Below are 20,163 nucleotides of genomic sequence, written 5' to 3' on the forward strand. Positions count from 1 at the left end.
ATGAGAAAGTTATTCATCAGTGCCCTTGCTTTTCTGACACTCCCCCTGTTTGCCCAAAAAGATGCAAGCATCCGTGTGTATCCCCAGCAAGGAGCACAACAAATCAGCAAACACATCTACGGGCAGTTTGCCGAGCATCTCGGTACTTGTATTTATGGCGGTCTTTGGGTGGGTCCCGACTCCGACATACCTAATACACAAGGGTATCGCAACGATGTGCTCAACGCCCTGAAAGAGTTGCAAATTCCCAACCTCCGCTGGCCGGGCGGCTGCTTTGCCGACGAGTATCACTGGATGGACGGTATAGGCCCGAAAGAGAACCGTCCGAAAATGGTCAACAACAACTGGGGCGGAACGATCGAAGATAACAGTTTCGGAACCCATGAATTCCTCAATCTCTGCGAGCTGCTGGGATGCGAACCTTATATCAGTGCCAATGTCGGAAGCGGTACGGTGGAAGAAATGGCCAAATGGATTGAATATATGACTTCGGAAGGTGACAGCCCGATGGCACGCCTGCGCCGTCAGAATGGCCGCGACAAAGCCTGGAACGTAAAATTCATCGGTGTCGGTAACGAAAGCTGGGGGTGCGGAGGCAGCATGCGCCCGGAATATTATGCCGACCTATACCGCCGCTACTCTACCTACTGCCGCAACTACGACGGAAACCGTTTATTCAAAATTGCCAGCGGTGCCAGCGACTACGATTATAACTGGACGGAAGTACTGATGAAAAATGTTGGCGGCCGCATGGACGGGCTTTCCCTGCATTACTACACCGTTTCCGGTTGGAACGGCAGCAAAGGCTCGGCAACAAATTTCAACAAAGACGATTATTACTGGACAATGGGGAAATGCCTGGAAATAGAAGATGTGATAAAAAAACATATCACGATCATGGATAAGTACGACCCTAAAAAGAACGTAGCCCTGATGCTTGACGAATGGGGTACCTGGTGGGACGAAGAACCCGGAACCATCAACGGCCATCTTTACCAGCAAAATACCATGCGCGACGCTTTCGTTGCCGCCTTGTCCCTAAACGTATTCCACAAATACACCGACCGTCTGAAAATGACCAACATCGCCCAGATCGTCAACGTCCTCCAATCCATGATCCTGACCAACGGCCCGAAGATGTTACTGACGCCAACTTATCATGTATTTGAAATGTACAAAGTGCATCAGGATGCTACATTCCTGCCGATGGACCTAATCTGTGACAAAGCCCGGGTACGCGACAACCGCGAAGTCCCGATGCTGAGCGCATCCGCTTCCAAAGATAAAAACGGTCTGATCCATATTACGCTGGCAAACGTAGACGTCGACAATACGCAAAATATCACGCTTGACCTGCAAGGCCAGAAAATATCGGGCGTAAGCGGCCGCATCCTGACCTCCGCCTCCATCAACGACCATAATACGTTCGAAAAACCGGACGCAGTAAAACCGGTGGCTTTCACCGGCGCCAAAGTGGAGAAAGGACAGCTGAAAATCAATATTCCGGCCAAATCCATCGTTGTACTGGAAGTGAAGTGAATTTTTCAGGGTAAGGATATTTTATTTCGGTCGGCATCTCAAATCAGGAGAATATTGTCTTGCTGTTCGTAAATAGTTTTCTACCTTTGTCAGCAAAATGAAAAATACACTATCTAATTAAAATAAAAGAATTATGAAACCTACATTATTTCTATTGGCAGCCGGTATGGGCAGCCGCTATGGAGGATTAAAACAGTTGGACGGACTAGGTCCTAACGGAGAAACAATTATGGATTATTCAATCTATGATGCTATTCAGGCTGGTTTCGGAAGACTTGTCTTTGTTATCCGTAAAGATTTTGAACAGGATTTTCGTGATAAGATCATCTCAAAATATGAAGGTCATATTCCTTGTGAATTAGTATTCCAGGCATTGGATAACCTCCCCGAAGGATTTACCTGCCCGCCGGAACGTACAAAACCGTGGGGAACAAACCATGCCGTAATGATGGGTGACGGTGTTATCAACGAACCGTTCGCTGTAATCAACTGTGACGACTTCTACGGCCGCGACTCTTTCCAGGTAATGGGCAAGTATCTGGCTGCACTGCCTGACGGTTCAAAAAATACCTATGCAATGGTAGGTTTCCGTGTAGGAAATACATTGAGCGAAAGCGGAACCGTTTCACGCGGTATTTGCGGTACGGACGAAAACCAACTGCTGACATCAGTCGTTGAGCGTACCAAAATCCAGCGTATGGATGGCGAAGTAAAATATATCGACGACAACGGCGAATGGACAGCTACTCCCGACACCACTCCGGTCAGCATGAATTTCTGGGGCTTTACTCCTGATTATTTCGCTTACAGCAATGAATTCTTCAAAACTTTCCTGAGTGATCCGAAAAACATGGAAAACCTGAAGAGCGAATTCTTCATCCCGCTGATGGTTGACAAACTGATCAGTGACAAAACTGCCACTGTAAAAGTTTTGGATACAAACAGTAAATGGTTCGGTGTCACATATCCGGAAGATCGCCAGGAAGTAGTCGACAAGATCCAGGCACTGGTTGATGCCGGTGAATATCCTGAAAAGTTGTTCTGATAAAACAGAAACATTACATAAAATTCCCGGTGGAACTACTATTTTTCAGTTATTCTGCCGGGAATTTCTTTTATTCTAGAAAAAAACGTAATATTGTCTCAAATTAGGAATTTGTGTACATGAACTTCAAAGAAAAGACAGACACAGAATTAGCCACACTACTCATTCGGGACAATGAAGCGGCTTTCAGTGAGTTATATGTGCGCTATAAAGATAAATTATACTATTTTTGCCTCCATCTGCTCAAATCGAAAGAAGAAGCGAACGACATTGTACAGGAAATATTTATCCGCTTGTGGGAATCGCGCTCCTTTATCAATCCGGAGTTGTCCTTTTCTTCTTTCCTTTATACGATGGCCCGGAACCGCATACTCAATTATTTCCGGGATATCGATATTGATGAGAAAGTGAAACAAATACTGTCTGCACAAAAAATTACGGAGGAAGAAGCGATTGACTCCAAAATCATCTATACTGAATATCAGATGATTCTCCAGAATGCAATCAGTCAACTCCCCCCGCAACGTCAAAAGATTTTTAATATGAGCCGTATCGAAAGTATGTCTCATAAAGAAATTGCTGCCGAATTAGGTATTTCAGTCAACACCGTACAGGAACATATTTCTGAGGCGCTCAAATTCATAAAAGTCTATTTCAGCAAGCACGCAGACATTTCTATAAGCCTGTTGCTAGCAGCTTTTATCCTATACAAATAATACTCAGTTTTTACTGAAAAAATCACCGGTCGTATTCACTTCCTCCAGCTTTTCTTCTATCAGGGAAGTCAATTCCTTCACAACCTCCGGATATTTGGTTGCCAGATTATATTTCTCAGAAGGATCGGCATTAATGTTAAACAGTAACGGTAATTCTCCTTTAAAATAATCCAGTCCCAATTGGCTGTATGTTTTTACATGCAGCTTCCATTGTCCTTTACGTACCGCCATCAGCTGATGGTCGATACCAAAATAGAAATACGGAGTTTCCGGTTTCGGAGCCACATTTTCGTATCCGAGATAAGAAGCTATATTCTTTCCGTCAATAACGCGGTCGGTTGGAATTGTTGCCCCTCCCATCCATACGGATGTAGCGAAAACATCCATGGAAGTAATAACTTCTTCATTCACCTGCCCATTCAAATGGTCGGGCCAGCTAACAAAACAAGGTACGCGAACCCCTCCTTCCCAGGTACTGCCTTTACCGTCACGGAAGATACCGGCCGAACCGCCTTCCTCGTTCCGGGGCAACCAGGGACCGTTATCACTCATAAACCAAACAATCGTATTCTTGTCTATTCCTTCTTTTTTAAGAGCAGACAAAATTTCTCCCACTCCCCAGTCGATTTCTTCCACAGCATCGCCGTAAGTACCTCTCTTAGATTTGCCTATAAAAGCTTTTCCGGGATATAACGGGACATGGGGCATTGCATAAGGAACATATACAAAAAAGTTTTCTTTCTTATGTTTCTTAATGAACGATATAGCTTTTTCCGTGTAAAGGGCCGTCAGTTCCGACTGGTCCGGATTCATTCTAAGCGTATCATTCCCACACATCAAAGCAATATCCGGATATTTCGGGGGAATCATATCATTGCTATACGGAAGGCCGACATATTCATCAAAACCATTCTGCAAAGGCAGATATTCTTTCTTCGTACTACCTAAATGCCATTTACCATAAATAGCCGTAGCATAACCTTGTTCCTTCAGAAGTTCGGCTATTGTCAATTCCCGGGGATGAATACCTCTCTCCGCATCCGGACTCAAGACCCACCGGAAACCGGCACGAACCGGATAACGTCCCGTCAACAAAGAATAACGGCTTGCCGTTGAAGCCGGCGATGCACTGTAATAATTCGTGAAGCGCATACCATCCAGAGCCATTCGGTCCAGATTGGGTGTTTTTATATCCGGATGTCCGGTCACCCCTATATCACCATACCCCATATCGTCACAATAGATAATAACGATATTCGGACGGTCATTCTTATTTTCTTTGGCTGCTACCTGGCACAAAGGTACCGACAGCAAAGCCAAACTTATTTTTATATGATTATTCATTCGTACTTTTATTTTTAGACGCTAGCTTCTCATGTTATTTGAAAACCTGTACCATCGGACGACCAATCCATACCTGCGGTTGTTTCAGGTTAAAAATATGAGCGATAGTAGCGGCTGTATCAAACTGCATCATACTTTCTGTAAATTCATAGCCTTTCTTGATTCCTTTTCCGGAAATAATGAAAGCTGTTTCCATTTCCTGCATAGTCTTACCACCATGTCCTTTTTTGATTCCTCCGTGGTCGGATGTAACAATAAAGATCGTATCATCCAACATTCCGGCTTCTTTAACAGCTTCTACTATCTGGGCGATATAGCCATCCAGAACTTTCAACATATTATAATATTCAGGAGTATCGTGTCCGTCGGCATGCCCTACATGGTCCGGATTATCAAAGATGACCGCACATAAATTCGGTTTGGCCGATTTGATATAATCGACTGCATAACGAGCTGTTGCATCCGGTTCTTTCGATGCTTCCGCTACATGTTTGTCATAACTCAATGCCAGTGTATCTATCACATAACGAATACCTTTCCATTCGCAAACGCAACCGATCTCCGCTTTGGCGTCCGATTCACGTAAAAGACCAAACACGGTAGGAAAAATACCGTCTTTACTCAATACACGCGACGGCAGTTCAGGTGTCCGTGACCCCCATTCCGTATATCCGTGTAGCTCAGGACCAGCACCCATAAACATAGAAGCCCAGTTCACAGCGCTGGAAGAAGGCAGCACGCTTCTTTTTTTCAAGGTATAGGAACCTTCAGTCATTAATTTCTTCACGGTGGGCATTTCAGCTTTTTCCACACTATAAGCGCCCCAACCATCGAGACCGATCAATACGACATGTTTAGCTTTCCATTTAGCAGCAAATGAAACATTGGCAAATAGAAAAATAAAAGCAACGATATATAAATATTTTCTAGTGTTCATAATATTTGTATTAAAGTATAAAGGTTGTCCCTATGACAACATTGTCCGGAAACAACCTTTAAAGTAGTAATTGATGTTAATTATTCAGCGGTTTCCCAACCGGGGTTCTGTTTCAGTTTAGGATTCAAGGCAATTTCCTGTGTTGGAATCGGTTCCAGATAATATTTTTCCAACCAACCTGATGGTTTGGCAAACAGGATAGAATATCCTTCATCAGCACCTCCAAGAATATTGAGTTTACTACCATAGTCACTGCTTTTTACCCATGCACCTAATGGTTGTTTATTCACATATTCTCCTTTCTTCCAGCGTTTCAAATCACGGAAACGGAAACCGTCACCCATCAATTCGATACGACGTTCACGACGAATTTCCCACAAAACAGGATCTACGCTCAAATCTCTGTTTAAATCAAAGGATGCATCTATTTCCGAAACATTCATAGCAGGAATAACCGCACGAACACGAAGTTTATTAATAGTGGCATCAGCTACAGATTGAGAGAATTCACCCAATTCAAATTTAGCTTCAGCATAATTCAACATTACTTCTTCTATACCGAAAAGCAAATAATCGACCGTAGAGGAACGCAACGCCATATTATCGACGTGACGGTTATAATATTTCCAGAAATAGAAACCTAAGTGAGTAACCAGAAATCCCTGTCCGTTCGGATAGTTACGGAAGTGTGGAAAACCAGAAACCTGATAGCCGACGAAGTTAGAAACCGGCAAGCTCTTACCCGTTGCCGAACCACCTATTTCTTCCATAAAGTCAATATATTCACGATCGCTGGCCACTCCGGTATGCTCCCAACCGAATGATGTTCCGGCAGCACCAGTCAATTTCACTTTATACGGAGGAACTACCGTCCAATATAAACGACGGTCACGATGACGGAACTGAGCATTCAAATCTTTATCACCTTCATATACCTTACTGGTAGAAACCGGACGTCCGTCTGAACACAAATAGCTGTCAACTGCATCTTTTGTCAGGTCGACATACCAGGCTGAAGAACGGATAACACGTGTAATACTATGTGTTACCATATCCGTTTCATATTGTTTTGCCAGGATCACACCTGCTTTTCCGACCAATTCTTCGGAGTTGTAAAGGTCATCATAATTAGGCATGATAGAAGGATAAGCACTCATCAACTTTTCTGAAGCATTAGCACAAGCTCTTAAATACGTTTCGCTATCATTCAATCCATGATATTTACGCCAGGTACCTTCAAATAATCCGAAACGTGAAATTAGAGCTCTGACCACATGAACATTAATTGTATTTGTTCCTGTACCATCTTCTTTGATGTGTTCTTCCGCCCATTGCAGATCTTCCAGGATATGCTTAGCGACTTCGTCTCGCGGAGTACGTTCACAATAAAGATCCTCCGTATCCGTATCACTCAGCACTTTGTCGATCCAAGGCACATCGCCATAAGCAGCCATCATATCGAAATAACGTAACGCTCTGAAAAAGTAGCCGACACTTCTCCAGTGGTCTTTATCGACATCACTCATGGAAGAACCATCAATATTCTGCAACATTATATTAACACGACGGATATACGTAAAACTCCAGGAATCGCTAGTTGCCGGTAATTTCTTTAACTGATATGCATAATCAGACTCTCCTCCGGAATTAGCATAAATGATATTATCCGTATCATACTCACTCGATATATTAGCCGGAGTATACCCCCCATCGGTTGGAAATCCGTCGAAATATTCATATAATCCCCAGGCATACGTTTTGAAGTTATCACTCGTTTTAAATGCAGTAGCTTCAGTCTGCTGGTCCAAAGGGATTTTATCCAAAAAGTCACTTGAACATCCCGTCAATCCCAAACCGGTTAAAGCAATAACCGGTAATACGATATATTTTTTCAAATTCATATTCTCTCTTTTTAATAGTTTCATAATAATACAGAATTACAAGCTTACGCTGAAGCCAAAAGCATACGAACTCATAAACGGATAACCCAATCCGTTCGCTTTACTTTCAACTGCCGGATCCAACCCCTTAGGCATATGATCGAACGTAAACGGATTTTCTGCAGAAACATACACTCTCAGGTTATTGATACCAATTTTAGAAATAACACTCTGAGGAATCGTATATCCCAGTGTCAAATTCTTCACCCGCAGATAAGCACCGTTAGTCAGATACTTTGTCTGGGCACGCACATTCGCTGCATAGTTCGTATTTCTCATCCCTGTTTCATACAAACGTGGGAAGAAAGCTCCTGTATTTTCGGAAGTCCAGTAATCCAGTTGGTGTTCATAAATTGTACCGAATTCATAATAATACGGGAAGATCAAATCGTTGGTCAACCATTTATCACACTTTCCGACTCCTTGCAAAAGGAAGGAGAAACTGAAATTATTCCATGACAAGCCACCATTAATACCATATTGAAAACGTAATGAATTGTTTCCGATAATTTTACGGTCACCCGGATCATAAATCGTTTCATTTCCTGAATTAATGATACCATTGCCATCCAAATCTTTATACATCATATCTCCCGGATTCGGTTTCACGCCTTCCACGTGAGGAATACCGTCTTTCAGGGTACCATTTTTCAGGTTGGCATCCAAAGTTCCTTCGACAAAGTCATCGACCGTATACAGTCGATCAGTTACATATCCCCATATTTCCCCTAGCTGTTGTCCTTCCACATACGTTTTGTTATCAGAAGTACGAATCACACCAGCTACATTATTTTTAAACTTTGTGATATAGGCTTTGTAATCATACAAATTGAAACCTATATTATAATGCACTTTACCAATCTGGTCACGCCATGCTAATTCCAATTCGAAACCAGTAGATTTCAAATCAGCAACATTCTGTAAAGGAGCTGTTGCACCCAAAGTTGCAGGTAACTGTGATCCGCTAGTCAACATATCTTTCGTATCACGACGAAAAAGATCGAAGTTGGCAGAAAGACGATTCTTCAAGGCACTGATATCGAAACCGAGATTTAAAGTACGAACTGTTTCCCAAGTGAAATTTCCACTCACCAAACCCGGTTGCTTCAGAGTAATAGGCTGTGTATTATTATCTAGCCATTTTGACTTTTCAGATTCCATACTTGGCACAAACTGGTAAGGATCGATATTCTGATTACCAACCGTACCAATTGATCCTCTAATCTTAAATTCCGGAATATAATCGCGCAATGGCTCCATAAAACTTTCTTCCATCACTCTCCAGCCCACAGACAGAGAAGGGAAGAAGCCCCAGCGGCTACCCGACGGAAATTTAGAAGAAGCGTCATAACGCCCGTTCAGTTCAAGCAAATAACGATTTGCAAAATCATAATTCAAACGTCCGAAAAATCCCATCACCGTATATTCAGTAAACTTATCATACGCTTTCTGTACACCCACAGACTGAGATATCGAAGGCATATCATCATTGATCATATTTGAAGTTTCAGCCTTCAAATAATCATAATGATTGGATTCCTGATTGTATCCCAATAATAAAGAGAAATTATTATTGGCAAAACTTTTAGCGTATGAACCGTAAATGTTCAAAGCCGTATAATTTGTAATAGCACGTTGACGGCTATATGTTGAATAATCAGATGTGTATTCTTCCGAGAACTTATCAGAATTAGCAAAACGGGTACGTTTTGAATACTTTGTCTCGGTTTCATTCAGGTTATCGTATGTAAACTCTGCATTAAGAACCATATCCTTAATCGGCGTTGCTATCAATTTGGCAAACACACGCGTATCAGAGATCGCATTCGTGTTCTGTCCTCCCAGACGAGTCAGGTTACCTGCCGTACCAGAATACAATTCCTCATCATTGATTGTAATCATTCCTGTCGGGTTGTAAGACGGTGCCCATACAGCTTTGGCATAATTTGCACCGCTGGGCATACCTTTATCCGACTTATAGAAACTAAGATCCAACTGTCCAGTCAACCAATTTGTTATTTTCGAACTGATAAAACCTTTCGCATTATAACGTTTATAACTATCCATATCGGTTGTCATAATACCATCGGAACCCGTATATCCCAAAGAAATACGGTATGAAGAACGCTCGGTCCCCCCACTCACAGAAAAATCATGTTTCTGCTGGAAACCTGTTTCCGATAAGAAATCCTTCATTATATCCGTTTGTGCCAACTGATAACGCATGCCACCGATCTCTGCATACCCATTCGCATAAGCAGACGGATTAGAGCCGTATTCGTGAAGTAAATCCAGCCATGTATCGACTGTCTGACCGGAATAATAAGTAATATAACCCATATCGGAATATGCCTGAACGGTCTGAAGCGGAGTTGCTTTTACCGGCAAATTCGTTGGTTTTGAAAAAGAAAAATTATTACTGTATGTCAGCTGTACCTTCTGTTCTTTCTGAGCTCCTTTGGTTGTAATCAGGATAACACCAAAAGCAGAACGGGCTCCGTAGATAGAGGCTGATGCTGCATCTTTCAGAACTGTAACCGATTCGATATCATTCGGATTGAGTAAGTTCAACGAACCGGAGAACGGGACATTATCGACAAGTATAAGAGGCTCACCTTCATTGATACTCGTTGTACCACGAATATTAAAATCCAAACCGCCACCAGGTTCACCGCTACCGGAAGTAACCTGTAAACCCGGAACCGCTCCCTGTAACAAAGCACCTGTAGTCGGAACCGGACGGTCTCCCATCACCTCATCCATTTTAACACTACTTACGGAACCGGTCAGATTAGCCTTCTTCTGTTTCGCAAAACCAACTACTACGACTTCATCTAAAGCCTGGGTGTCTTCAATCAATGCAACTTCCACATTTTGTTGTCCTTTTCCTATCGGCATTTCTTTTGTCAGATAACCAATATATGAGACAACTAAAGTACCCTGCTCCGGAACTTCCAGGGAGAAATTACCATCCATATCCGTCACTGTACCACTCGTTGTACCTTTTACAAACACATTCGCACCGATAATGGGTTCACCATGATTATCGCGAATAGTACCCGTTACTTTCTTCACTTTCTGTTCAACAGCCGGAAAAGAAGTTTTAGCTTGTCCCTTGCTGACCGATATGGTATTATTGATCTTTTTAAAAGACAGTCCCGTCTGACGGGATAATTCGTGTAAAATAGTATCTATCGTACCTTCTTTAATTTGTACGCTTACATTTTTTAATCCTTTTAAGACTGATTCGTCATAAAAGAAATTAAAACCGGTGATTTTACTTAACTGTTCAAAAGCGTCACTGACAGACGTTTGTTTCACCACATACGTGATATCGTTTTCTTTAAGACTTTGCCCTAAAGCTCCTTCCGCACAGAGTAACTGAGACGACAGAGCGATAGCACAAACGGTTAACGAAGTTCGCATAAGAGTCTTGTTATAGATTAGATTATAATTCATACATTTGTAATGTTTTAATAAATGATGTTTGTTAAGACAGGCAGAAATACCTTACAACCCAGTGGCTCAATACTGTTTTAAAGGTTTCTGCTGAAATTTAGTGAAGGCAGTAGTGTAGCAGCACTACTGCTTTTTTCATATACGTTACTATCAAATGTTTATCATAGGCATTCTATTTTTTTAGTGTTAGACTTTAATGTTTCTCATATAATATAATATTACCTCCTTCACGTTTACTTCGAAGTCCTGTTGTAAAACAGATAGCTTCAATAACAGCCTCAATGCTCTTGTTATCATGAGTACCAGTTATGCGATAATCACAATTTTTACATTGCAGAATCACTTTCCGGTTATATGTACGATTGATTGTCTTGATTACTTCACGGATCGGTTCTTTGTTAAAATATAAAGAACCATGTATCCATTTTATATAGTTATTTTCCTCTATGCTTTCCTTACGGACATTTCCATCTATTTTATTGATTGAAAGATGTTCATTCGGTGAAACGGCCAGTTGGAGATCTTGGTCGGCAACATTTACTCTGACTTTTCCTGTCGACACCGTCAGCTTAATGAATTCATCTTCTTTATAAGATTTAAAATCGAAAGAGGTACCCAATACTTTTACCCGGGCTTCCCCACTTCTTATAATAAAAGGTTTATCCGGATTAGGAGTCACATCGAAGAATCCCTCTCCTTCCATCTCTATAATACGTTCCTCTTTATTAAAATTGCTGGGGATTATTAGTTTTGTATCAGAGTTAAGGATTACTTTAGTACCATCTGCCAGAAGTAAGTTTTTCTTTTCGCCTTTTGCAGATATTTTCTCCGCATAAGTAACAACCGATTGCGGACGATCAAGGACTTTCAGTAAACCTAACGTCACACTGAAAGCAATAATTAAAATAGCTGCAACCCTGTAAAAACCGTTTAAACGGTTTTTACTTCTGACTCTGGAGTCAGAAGTAAACTTATTCTTTTGTTTTATTTCAGACAACAAGGAAGAAACTTCCCGGCGCAGTTCATTTTCTCTTTCTTCATTCGGATGAGACATATCTTTATCTATTGCATCCCAAAGCGGTTGTACAACCAAATCGAGATCAATATGGCTGTCCGGAGATTTCAACCATTGAAGTAAAGTACGCAACTCCTGCTCCGTACATTGATCTTTTATGTACTTCTGAAGAAGAGATATGATTACTGTGTCTTGCATATATTTCCTTAATAATAGTACCTTTTTCAGGTTCGTTTATAAAGGATACACACAACACTTTCCTATCTAGGGGTGCCTCGTATATATTTAACACATATTAATATTTTAGAAGTTTCTACCCTTATCCCACCATACTCTTGTCCCGGCATGATCGGGACCATCCAAAGCCTTCACAAGCGAGTTGTAGAGCGGAATATCCGTATCGATCAGATCGGCCGGAAAATTCAAGCGCCGGATCATAATTTCCGTATCGATACAACCGTCTTTACTATTATTTATTTTCACAGGGAAAAGACGGGGATAGCCGGTACGCCTCTGTTCCGCCCAGGCTTCACAACCCTCCGGGAAGACCGCCAGCCATTTCTGGGTGATGATTTTCTCCAGTTTGATTTCATTTGGGGCCGTTTCAATCCATTTGGGAGAGACCTTGCAACGGGCTTCTATATTGTTGGAAGTGTCAATGGCATCTATATAATCTGCACCGGTGCGCTCAGACTGAAGATAATCCTCCAGACCGCCTGCTCCCCATTGGATAAATGAGGTCGATACTCCCTGGCGATAGTTATCCCCGGCATTCTCCGCCGTCCAACCTCTCAATGCTGCTTCGGCACGTAAAAACCAAACTTCGGCGGCAGTCATCAATATGGGTTCGGTCGATTTATTCACATATATCTTCGAATGAGAAGCATATAACAAATGAGAGAAACAGGTACCCTGCCTTATTCCCTTGTATTTTTCGTGCAGAACCGCTTCTCCGGTGTCTTCCGCACAGGGTTCAAAAAAGAATTCACGGCGAGGGTCTTCATAACCATTCAAAACAGATTCCATGGATGCGTTCATATAGACTTCATTCCATATCCGGTTTATTTCCCCCAACGGATTCTGATAACCGTTCCGGGTTGAAACGACTAACCGGTCTTTTACCGTTTCGAAAACTCCGTAAGAATTATGGAACGCTTTCAGAAATTCACTGCGGGCCTTTTCAGGATCAGCCATTGCTATCCGTATCGCCAGGCGCATCCGTAATGAATTGGCAAACTTCAGCCAGGAAGTATAATTTCCGTCCAGCAGAATATCAAAATCCGAAAGGTCGGGAACAATCGTTTTGCTCCGGAGATGTTCGGTTATCAACCCGACCGCTATATCCAGGTCCCGGAAGAAAGCATCATATGCCTCTTTTTGCGTATCGGCAGAATAAACACCGTCGTCGTTTCCGAATGTAGAATATATGACAGGACCATACATATCGGATATTCTGTGCATGACCTCCACTTTCAGAATCTTCGTTATTGCGTAGACTTCCGGGTAATTGACACGGGTAGAGTCTTCCAGTTTATCTATCTGCGGAAGGATATAGGCATAGGTATATCCCCAGTTCGTACCATTCCAACCGTCCTGCAAGTTATAATCGGAATTGCTGCTTCCACCGTTATGGGGTTTATAATCGTGCATATACCCGCTGAACATATCGGCATTCAGATTCTGCATAATCTGGTAAGGCCAGTTCTTTCCTTTTCCGAAATCATAATTGAAATAGATTCCCTGCTGAATGATTCCCAACGGAATACCCAGATTATTGAAATCGACAGTCATATCCTCATCGGTGATTCCGGACTGGTCTGTATTCATTTCCTGGAAATGTCCCGTACAGGATGGAAAAAACAGGAAAAGAATAAAAAGGAAGGTTGCTTTCTTTCTGTTTATCATCTGCATACTCCTGAATTAAAAATCACATTTTACACTGAAACCAAAACTCCTGGTGGTCGGCATACCGTAGACCTCTATTCCCTGGTTATCATTTCCCGTTGAAAGAATCAAATCAGGGTCGAAAGGGGCTTTCTTATAAAGGAAAAAGAGATTACGGGCAGTGAAAGCCAGGTGAACCTGCCTGATAGCTTTCGTCGCCTCCAACCATTTCCCAGGCAAGGCATAGCCGAGCGAACATTCACGCAGACGGATATTGGTCGCATCGTACATATAATATTCGGTTACTCCCGCACGTCCTCCCACTACATTTTTATAAAAGCCTTTTACATCTTCTATCCTGTTTCCTTCCAGCATGACAAAGCCGGCATTACGGGCATCAGCCGTTACCTGAGTCACGCCGAACATATCCATATCGGCCTGCGTCTGCGACAAGACTTCACCACCAAAACGGCTGTCTATCAGAAACGAAAGAGACAGGTTCCTGTAAGTAAACGTATTGTTCCAGCTCATTGTGAATTTGGGATTTGCATTTCCTACCTTAATCAGGTTTCCTTCGCCTTCCACCTGGGGCAGACCTTTTTTGCCACCTTCCGTTTCATAAAGGATATGCCCGTTCTCATCACGGCGGAATGCTTTCCCATAGATATCCCCGAAAGAACCGCCTTCCACCAGCTTCATTGCATAACTGGAAGAGAAGCCTCTCGGACCATAAATAAAGACAGGCAATTCTTCATGCAGCCTGACTACTTTATTTTTATTGGTCGAATAGTTCAGCGACGATTTCCATTCGAAATCTTTACCGACAACCGGCAATGCGGAAGCACTGACCTCCCAACCGATGTTTTGAATATCTCCTGCATTGACATAACGATAAGCATATTTGTCTCCCGACTTGGCGGGGAGTTTGAAGAACTGGTTACGGGTATTCGTCTTATAATACGTCCCGCTAAAACTGATACGGTCGTTCAGGAAACGCCATTCCGTACCCAGCTCCACCGAAGTTGTCATTTCGGGCTTCATATTTTCAAACGGGGCGGAATCGGCATATTCTATTTCACCACCGGCTCCCACATGCGAAACTGGGTTTGTTATATATAAAGGTATGTCGTTACCGACCTTGCTCCATACGGCTCTCAGCTTGCCAAAAGAAATAAATTCCGGCAACCGGAACATCTTGCTCATCACCCAGGCCCCGCCTACCGACGGATAGAAAAAGCCTTTCTTTTCATTCGGAGTAAAGGCCAGCGTACTCGACCAGTCGTTCCGGGCTGTCAGGTCGAGAAAGAAAATATCCTTGTAACCGACCTGCGCAGTAGCAAACAGCGACTGCAACTGACGGTGGGCATCAATCTGCTGGTCGATATAAGCTGAACCGTCCATAATGATATTCGCCACATTAAACACATTGGCATATTTCAATGATGCAGTTTTCGAATCATAGCGCAGGGAGTTCACCAACTTGTCGTTGATGCTCCCTCCTATCACACCGTTCAGGGAAAACTGTCCGAATTTCTTTTCAAAGGAACCGATAATATCCCCGTACAAAAGCGTTTCCTGATAATCCGCCTCGATATACCTGCCGTTCTGACCGGACAAAGCCGGGGCTGTGGAGGCATAAAACATCTGACGCACCTTATCCGACAGATAGTCGAGGCTGCCGCGTGCCTGTATCTTAAACCAGTCCGTCACTTTGAGTTCGGCATTCAGCGACAGGATCGTACGGGTACGGGAATCTTTGCTCCGGATACGGTTTGTGACCCAATACGGGTTCTGTTCAAAATCCTGGGTATCGGAATGCCAGTTCTGTTCGTTAAGGTTCCGGGACGGGTTCCATACTTCAAAGTTCTCCTTGTATTCGGAAATATCCACACCTCGCGGGAAACGATAAAGTCCCACCAAAGAATTCATATAGAAGCCGCCGCTGGGATTGCGGTTCTTCGTTGTTTGCCGAAGGAATGAGGCACTGCCGTCCAGTTTCAGACGCTCGTCAAACAGGAAAGCCGTCTCTCTGAGAGATATATTATGTTTTGACAGGCTATTATGTTCGATGATACCTTTTCCCGTTGTATTGGCATAGGAGAAATAAGTCTGGTATTTCTTGTTACCTGCACTTACGGAAAAAGAAGAGATAGAGGTCAGACCAGTCTTGAAGAATCCGCCCGCATTATCATATACCGGCAGGTCGGCTTTCTTTCCCCAGCTTTCCACGTTGTCGGACACTCCGTATTCGTTCTGGAACTCGGGCAGGCAAAAGGCTTTATCAAACATCAGGCTGGTTGAAAAGGATATCTTACGGATATCCGGATTGCCTTTCTTCGTTGTAATCAGGATAACGCCATTAGCCGCCTGGCTGCCATACAAGGCTGCTGCCGGCGAACCTTTCAGGATACTGATACTTTCAACGTCTTCGGGATTCAGATTAGAGATACCGTCACCGCCATCACGGTTTCCGGCATCGGCAGTACCGCCGATAGCGGAAAAAGCCTGTTCATTGGCAGAATTAAGAATAGGGACACCGTCTATGACATACAAAGGCTGGTTGTTACCTACCACCGAGCGGATGCCACGCATCAGGACTTTAGAAGAGCTGCCCAGGCCGGAAGCAGCCTTGTTTATTTGTACCCCCGCAACTTTTCCGGCAAGCGTATTAATCATATTCGGGTCTTTCACCCGGTTCAGTTCCTCGCCATCAACCTGTTCGACGGAATAGGTCAGCGAGGCTTCTTTTCTTTTTATGCCCAGGGCGGTTACGACAACATTGTCGAGAAACAATACATCTTCTTCCAACACGACTTCCATATATTGCTGTTCGCGGACAGGAATATGTTTTGTTTTATAGCCGACAAAAGAAAATACCAACGTCGCTTCTTCCCCCACTGACAGCGAGTAATTACCTCCTGCATCCGCGACGACACCGTTTGTCGTGCCTTCTTCCACCACATTTGTTCCCGCTAACGGTTTACCGCCGGAATCAACAACCCGCCCGGTAACTTTCTTTTCAAAAGGGAATGCTCCGGCCGCATCCCGAGCAGATACAACCGGAGTATTCTCTCCTTTCGCATATATCGATAATAACAATAGCAGCGATAGAACCGCAACCTGCCTCATCATAAAATTCATATTACCTTTTTAATTATCCCTCAATAGCTACAAAGGTATACAAAAAAGCAATACGACAAAGAGGCGCTTTGACTTTTAACGGTTTTGCCCGTTCGACTAGAAACTATACTGAACTGCCAGATTCAGACGATTGGCATGGCGAGTCTGGTCGTTAAAGTCCGTGCGCCATCCTCTCAGATATTCGGCACCGACCTGCAAGTCGGGAGTGATATTCCAGAACAGGTTGGCTACCAGATATTGTCCGTAGCGGTATTGTTCGGAAGGAGTCGACGGATAATCGTTTTCACTATATAAACGTGACTGGCTGTAAGTACTCGAAACAAACACATTCGGAGTAATATTATATTGCAGGCCGGCATACCATCCCATCATCGGAAGAACCTGCATACGTCCGGCTTTGTCGGGATCGGGAACAATATCCACATTCAGATTACTCAGGTCGTTCATGTACTGGCTGATACCCCGACCGTAAACACCTTGTCCGTACACCTGTACTTTGCTGCAAAGGTTGAATGTGGTGGAGAGCAACACGCCCCAGCCTGTTTCCGATTCCGCTTTATTGGCAACCAGGTTATCATACGTCATACTTCTGACGATAGCGGCGGCACGCAGATGGCTCTTAGAGTTCCAGCCATATTGCAGATAGGCGGGGAAGTTCGGCATGCGTTGCGAACCGATACTCAGGTTATCATTGGTCAGTCCATCCACCACCGGCATTTCCACACCGACACCGGCTTTCCATCCTTTCCCGAACGAACGTTCGTAACGGAACTGGGTAGCATGATAAATCGCCATCCCGTTCGGACCGGCAAAGTCGATCGTCGGAGGAATAGCCGCCAGGTCCATAAACGAACCATAGTCATATCCGAGTGTGAATCCCAACAAGGAAGCATACGCATTTCTCAGTTCAAAACCCTTACCATTTCCACGGAAATTACCGGCCGTATAGACCACGAAGTCGCCCAGATGTTTGGTGTGTCCCACCAGTTTAAGGAAGACCGTGCTGGTTGTTGCATCCATCTGGAACTGGTTTCTGACATGCGACGCACCTTTGTTGGGGATCAGTGCGGGATAGAAATCAATATCTTTGGAGATACCGCCAAAATCATATTCGGCTGTTGCCTTCACATATCCTCCGATACCGAGAGCGAAACGCCCTTTACGGTCGGTCAGCAGAAAACGGGGAATGCCCGGTTCATGGAAACGCTGATTCTGGGTTTCGTTCAGTATCCGGATAATTTCATCACCCGCCTTATCACGGGAAATAAACAGGATTGAATTCGGCTCCTCATCTTTAATGATCACTTTCTGAGCCTGGGCATGGGTGGATAACAATCCGACCCCGAGCAACAAAGCTGCTCCTTTAACAAATGCTTTCATAAATGTGTTTTGTTTAGACGTTTTACCAGTAAGGAACAAGCATTGCATGAAAAGGTTGTGTTAAAAGGTTGCGTTAACGACTAAAAGTAACTATTTTTGTTGCCTTAATAACAAAATAAAACGAAGATGAAAAAGCTGTTTGCTATAGGTTTACTCCTAATCGGATTATTGTCATCCCTTCATTTGCAAGCGCAGGAAGTTGAGACCCTTGTTCTGATCGATACCGACATGGGAAAGATCAAAGTGAAGTTATTTAACGACACGCCCCAGCACAGGGATAATTTTATCAAAAATGTGAAAGAGAAGCGCTACGACGGCCTCCTGTTCCACCGTGTCATCAAACAATTCATGGTACAAGGCGGAGACATCAACTCGAAAGATGCACCTATCGAACAGCATCTGGGGGACGGCGACCCGGGTTACACCATCCCGGCAGAGATCGTCTATCCGAAATATTTCCACAAACGCGGTATGCTCTGTGCCGCCCGTACCAGCGACGACGAGAATCCGGAACGCGCCTCATCGGGTTCGCAGTTCTACATCGTTACCGGAAAATTCTATACGGAAATGGAACTGGACAAGATGGAGGAAAAAGATAATAAAACCTTTACTCCTGAACAACGAGAAGCCTATATGCTTGAAGGGGGCGCTCCCCACCTGGACGGGACCTACACCATCTTCGGCGAAGTAATAAAAGGCATGAAAGTTGTCGATAAAATCCAGTTTGTCGAAACAAATGAGGACGACAGGCCGTTAAAGAATATAAAGATCAAGACAATGACGATTGTCGATAAATAATCATTAAACGAAACGAAAAATGGAAACAAACGAAACACAGGTTCTGATGAAGACCAGCCTGGGTAACATCAAACTAAAATTATACAACGAAACACCGCAACACCGCGACAACTTTATCAAACTGGTAAAGGAAGGCACTTACAACGGCCTGCTTTTCCACCGTGTCATCAAGGATTTCATGATTCAGGGTGGCGATGTCACCTCTAAAGATGCTCCGATGAACAAACAACTGGGTGCCGGCGACCTGGGATATACGGTCCCTGCCGAGTTCGTTTATCCGAAATATTTCCACAAAAAAGGAGCACTCTCAGCAGCCCGTACTAGCGATGAAGTGAATCCGGAAAGAGAATCTTCCGCTTCCCAATTCTATATCGTAACCGGAAAAGTTTATTCCGACAGCGAACTGGCCCAGATGGAAAAGCAGAAAGAAGGTCGCCTGAAACAGTCTATTTTCGCCCGTCTGCAAAAAGAGAATGCAGCGAAGATCAAAGCAGCTTACCAAAGTGGCGACAAAGCCGAACTGGCCATCATCCGCGATACCCTGGTCGGAAAAACAGAACTGGAAGCTGAAAAGCGCAAAGAGGAAGCCAAGCTGACTCCGGAACAGCGCGAAGCTTACAAAACAATCGGCGGTGTTCCTTTTCTGGATAACGAATATACGGTATACGGCGAAGTGGTAGAAGGACTGGACGTAGTGGACGCCATCCAGAACGTAAAGACCAACCGCCAGGACCGCCCGTTGGAAAATGTGGTTATCGAGTCTGTAGAAATAATTTAATACGATCCTTTTCCGGAAAATACACAACATCTTTCCGGAGAATATCCAATGTTTTTATATTTAGAGGTAGGTCTAAATCAATTTAGAGGTACGTGTAATTCAATTTAGACCTACCTCTAAATTAAATTAGACCTACCTCTTTCTGAAAACTCATCAGATACTTACCACTCTTTTGTGCTGATGAACC

13 protein-coding genes are annotated in these 20,163 nt (G+C 43.6%); 5 read left to right on the top strand and 8 right to left on the bottom strand.

The genetic code is table 11. The features are described 5' to 3' along the window. From NBH14_RS07465 to NBH14_RS07475, 3 genes are all read left to right on the top strand, one after another. Nucleotides 1–1,539 carry an alpha-N-arabinofuranosidase gene (locus NBH14_RS07465; protein WP_186961424.1) on the top strand — a complete coding sequence of 513 codons (1,539 nt, stop codon included), beginning with the start codon at nt 1–3 and terminating at the stop codon, nt 1,537–1,539. 133 nt (nt 1,540–1,672) lie between these two features. Further along, on the top strand, nt 1,673–2,584 hold the full coding sequence (locus tag NBH14_RS07470; protein WP_186961425.1) for a glycosyltransferase family protein: 912 nt from the start codon (nt 1,673–1,675) through the stop codon (nt 2,582–2,584). Nucleotides 2,585–2,703: 119 nt separating this feature from the next. Continuing rightward, complete coding sequence (locus NBH14_RS07475; RefSeq protein WP_007652692.1) at nt 2,704–3,300, top strand: RNA polymerase sigma-70 factor; 597 nt, start codon at nt 2,704–2,706, stop codon at nt 3,298–3,300. Nucleotides 3,301–3,303: 3 nt separating this feature from the next. Here the strand turns inward: NBH14_RS07475 and NBH14_RS07480 are convergent, their stop codons facing one another. The 8 genes from NBH14_RS07480 to NBH14_RS07515 all read right to left on the bottom strand — a co-directional run bounded on the left by NBH14_RS07480 (nt 3,304) and on the right by NBH14_RS07515 (nt 18,400). Next, on the bottom strand, nt 3,304–4,644 hold the full coding sequence (locus NBH14_RS07480) for a sulfatase family protein (protein ID WP_186961426.1): 1,341 nt from the start codon (nt 4,642–4,644) through the stop codon (nt 3,304–3,306). A gap of 34 nt (nt 4,645–4,678) precedes the next feature. Then, a complete protein-coding gene (locus NBH14_RS07485; protein ID WP_186961427.1) occupies nt 4,679–5,581 on the bottom strand; it encodes an alkaline phosphatase family protein in 903 nt (300 codons plus the stop codon). 80 nt (nt 5,582–5,661) lie between these two features. Continuing rightward, nucleotides 5,662–7,482 (bottom strand): RagB/SusD family nutrient uptake outer membrane protein, encoded by a 1,821-nt coding sequence (locus NBH14_RS07490; RefSeq protein ID WP_186961428.1) that lies wholly within the window; start codon nt 7,480–7,482, stop codon nt 5,662–5,664. Nucleotides 7,483–7,518: 36 nt separating this feature from the next. Beyond that, entirely contained in the window at nt 7,519–10,947 is a 3,429-nt protein-coding gene (locus tag NBH14_RS07495) for a TonB-dependent receptor (protein ID WP_250817286.1), read from the bottom strand. A 226-nt stretch (nt 10,948–11,173) separates the two neighbouring features. After that, nucleotides 11,174–12,193: a FecR family protein gene (locus NBH14_RS07500; protein WP_186961430.1), complete on the bottom strand. Its 1,020-nt coding sequence runs from the start codon at nt 12,191–12,193 to the stop codon at nt 11,174–11,176. Between the two features lie 105 nt (nt 12,194–12,298). Continuing rightward, the gene (locus NBH14_RS07505; protein ID WP_186961450.1) at nt 12,299–13,900 is read right to left on the bottom strand and encodes a SusD/RagB family nutrient-binding outer membrane lipoprotein; all 1,602 of its coding nucleotides are present in this window, start codon (nt 13,898–13,900) and stop codon (nt 12,299–12,301) included. 15 nt (nt 13,901–13,915) lie between these two features. Beyond that, entirely contained in the window at nt 13,916–17,020 is a 3,105-nt protein-coding gene (locus NBH14_RS07510; protein ID WP_186961431.1) for a SusC/RagA family TonB-linked outer membrane protein, read from the bottom strand. Nucleotides 17,021–17,116: 96 nt separating this feature from the next. Continuing rightward, nucleotides 17,117–18,400 carry a DcaP family trimeric outer membrane transporter gene (locus tag NBH14_RS07515; protein WP_007652667.1) on the bottom strand — a complete coding sequence of 428 codons (1,284 nt, stop codon included), beginning with the start codon at nt 18,398–18,400 and terminating at the stop codon, nt 17,117–17,119. Between the two features lie 126 nt (nt 18,401–18,526). On the opposite strand from NBH14_RS07515, the gene NBH14_RS07520 reads away from it, so the two are divergent. Together NBH14_RS07520 and NBH14_RS07525 are read left to right on the top strand one after the other, a co-directional pair. Then, nucleotides 18,527–19,198, top strand: coding sequence for a peptidylprolyl isomerase (locus NBH14_RS07520; protein ID WP_186961432.1), 672 nt, complete (start codon nt 18,527–18,529; stop codon nt 19,196–19,198). Nucleotides 19,199–19,217: 19 nt separating this feature from the next. Continuing rightward, entirely contained in the window at nt 19,218–19,976 is a 759-nt protein-coding gene (locus tag NBH14_RS07525; RefSeq protein WP_186961433.1) for a peptidylprolyl isomerase, read from the top strand. Nucleotides 19,977–20,163: the final 187 nt, after the last annotated feature.

This window comes from Parabacteroides caecihominis (genome assembly GCF_023656785.1).
Lineage (GTDB): Bacteria > Bacteroidota > Bacteroidia > Bacteroidales > Tannerellaceae > Parabacteroides > Parabacteroides segnis.

What these genes read in the sequence shown, in the direction of transcription:
- NBH14_RS07465 (WP_186961424.1), top strand. Translation starts at nt 1, where the DNA reads ATGAGAAAGTTATTCATCAGTGCCCTTGCTTTTCTGACACTCCCCCTG.
- NBH14_RS07470 (WP_186961425.1), top strand. Translation starts at nt 1,673, where the DNA reads ATGAAACCTACATTATTTCTATTGGCAGCCGGTATGGGCAGCCGCTAT.
- NBH14_RS07475 (WP_007652692.1), top strand. Translation starts at nt 2,704, where the DNA reads ATGAACTTCAAAGAAAAGACAGACACAGAATTAGCCACACTACTCATT.
- NBH14_RS07480 (WP_186961426.1), bottom strand. Translation starts at nt 4,644, where the DNA reads ATGAATAATCATATAAAAATAAGTTTGGCTTTGCTGTCGGTACCTTTG.
- NBH14_RS07485 (WP_186961427.1), bottom strand. Translation starts at nt 5,581, where the DNA reads ATGAACACTAGAAAATATTTATATATCGTTGCTTTTATTTTTCTATTT.
- NBH14_RS07490 (WP_186961428.1), bottom strand. Translation starts at nt 7,482, where the DNA reads ATGAATTTGAAAAAATATATCGTATTACCGGTTATTGCTTTAACCGGT.
- NBH14_RS07495 (WP_250817286.1), bottom strand. Translation starts at nt 10,947, where the DNA reads ATGCGAACTTCGTTAACCGTTTGTGCTATCGCTCTGTCGTCTCAGTTA.
- NBH14_RS07500 (WP_186961430.1), bottom strand. Translation starts at nt 12,193, where the DNA reads ATGCAAGACACAGTAATCATATCTCTTCTTCAGAAGTACATAAAAGAT.
- NBH14_RS07505 (WP_186961450.1), bottom strand. Translation starts at nt 13,900, where the DNA reads ATGATAAACAGAAAGAAAGCAACCTTCCTTTTTATTCTTTTCCTGTTT.
- NBH14_RS07510 (WP_186961431.1), bottom strand. Translation starts at nt 17,020, where the DNA reads ATGAATTTTATGATGAGGCAGGTTGCGGTTCTATCGCTGCTATTGTTA.
- NBH14_RS07515 (WP_007652667.1), bottom strand. Translation starts at nt 18,400, where the DNA reads ATGAAAGCATTTGTTAAAGGAGCAGCTTTGTTGCTCGGGGTCGGATTG.
- NBH14_RS07520 (WP_186961432.1), top strand. Translation starts at nt 18,527, where the DNA reads ATGAAAAAGCTGTTTGCTATAGGTTTACTCCTAATCGGATTATTGTCA.
- NBH14_RS07525 (WP_186961433.1), top strand. Translation starts at nt 19,218, where the DNA reads ATGGAAACAAACGAAACACAGGTTCTGATGAAGACCAGCCTGGGTAAC.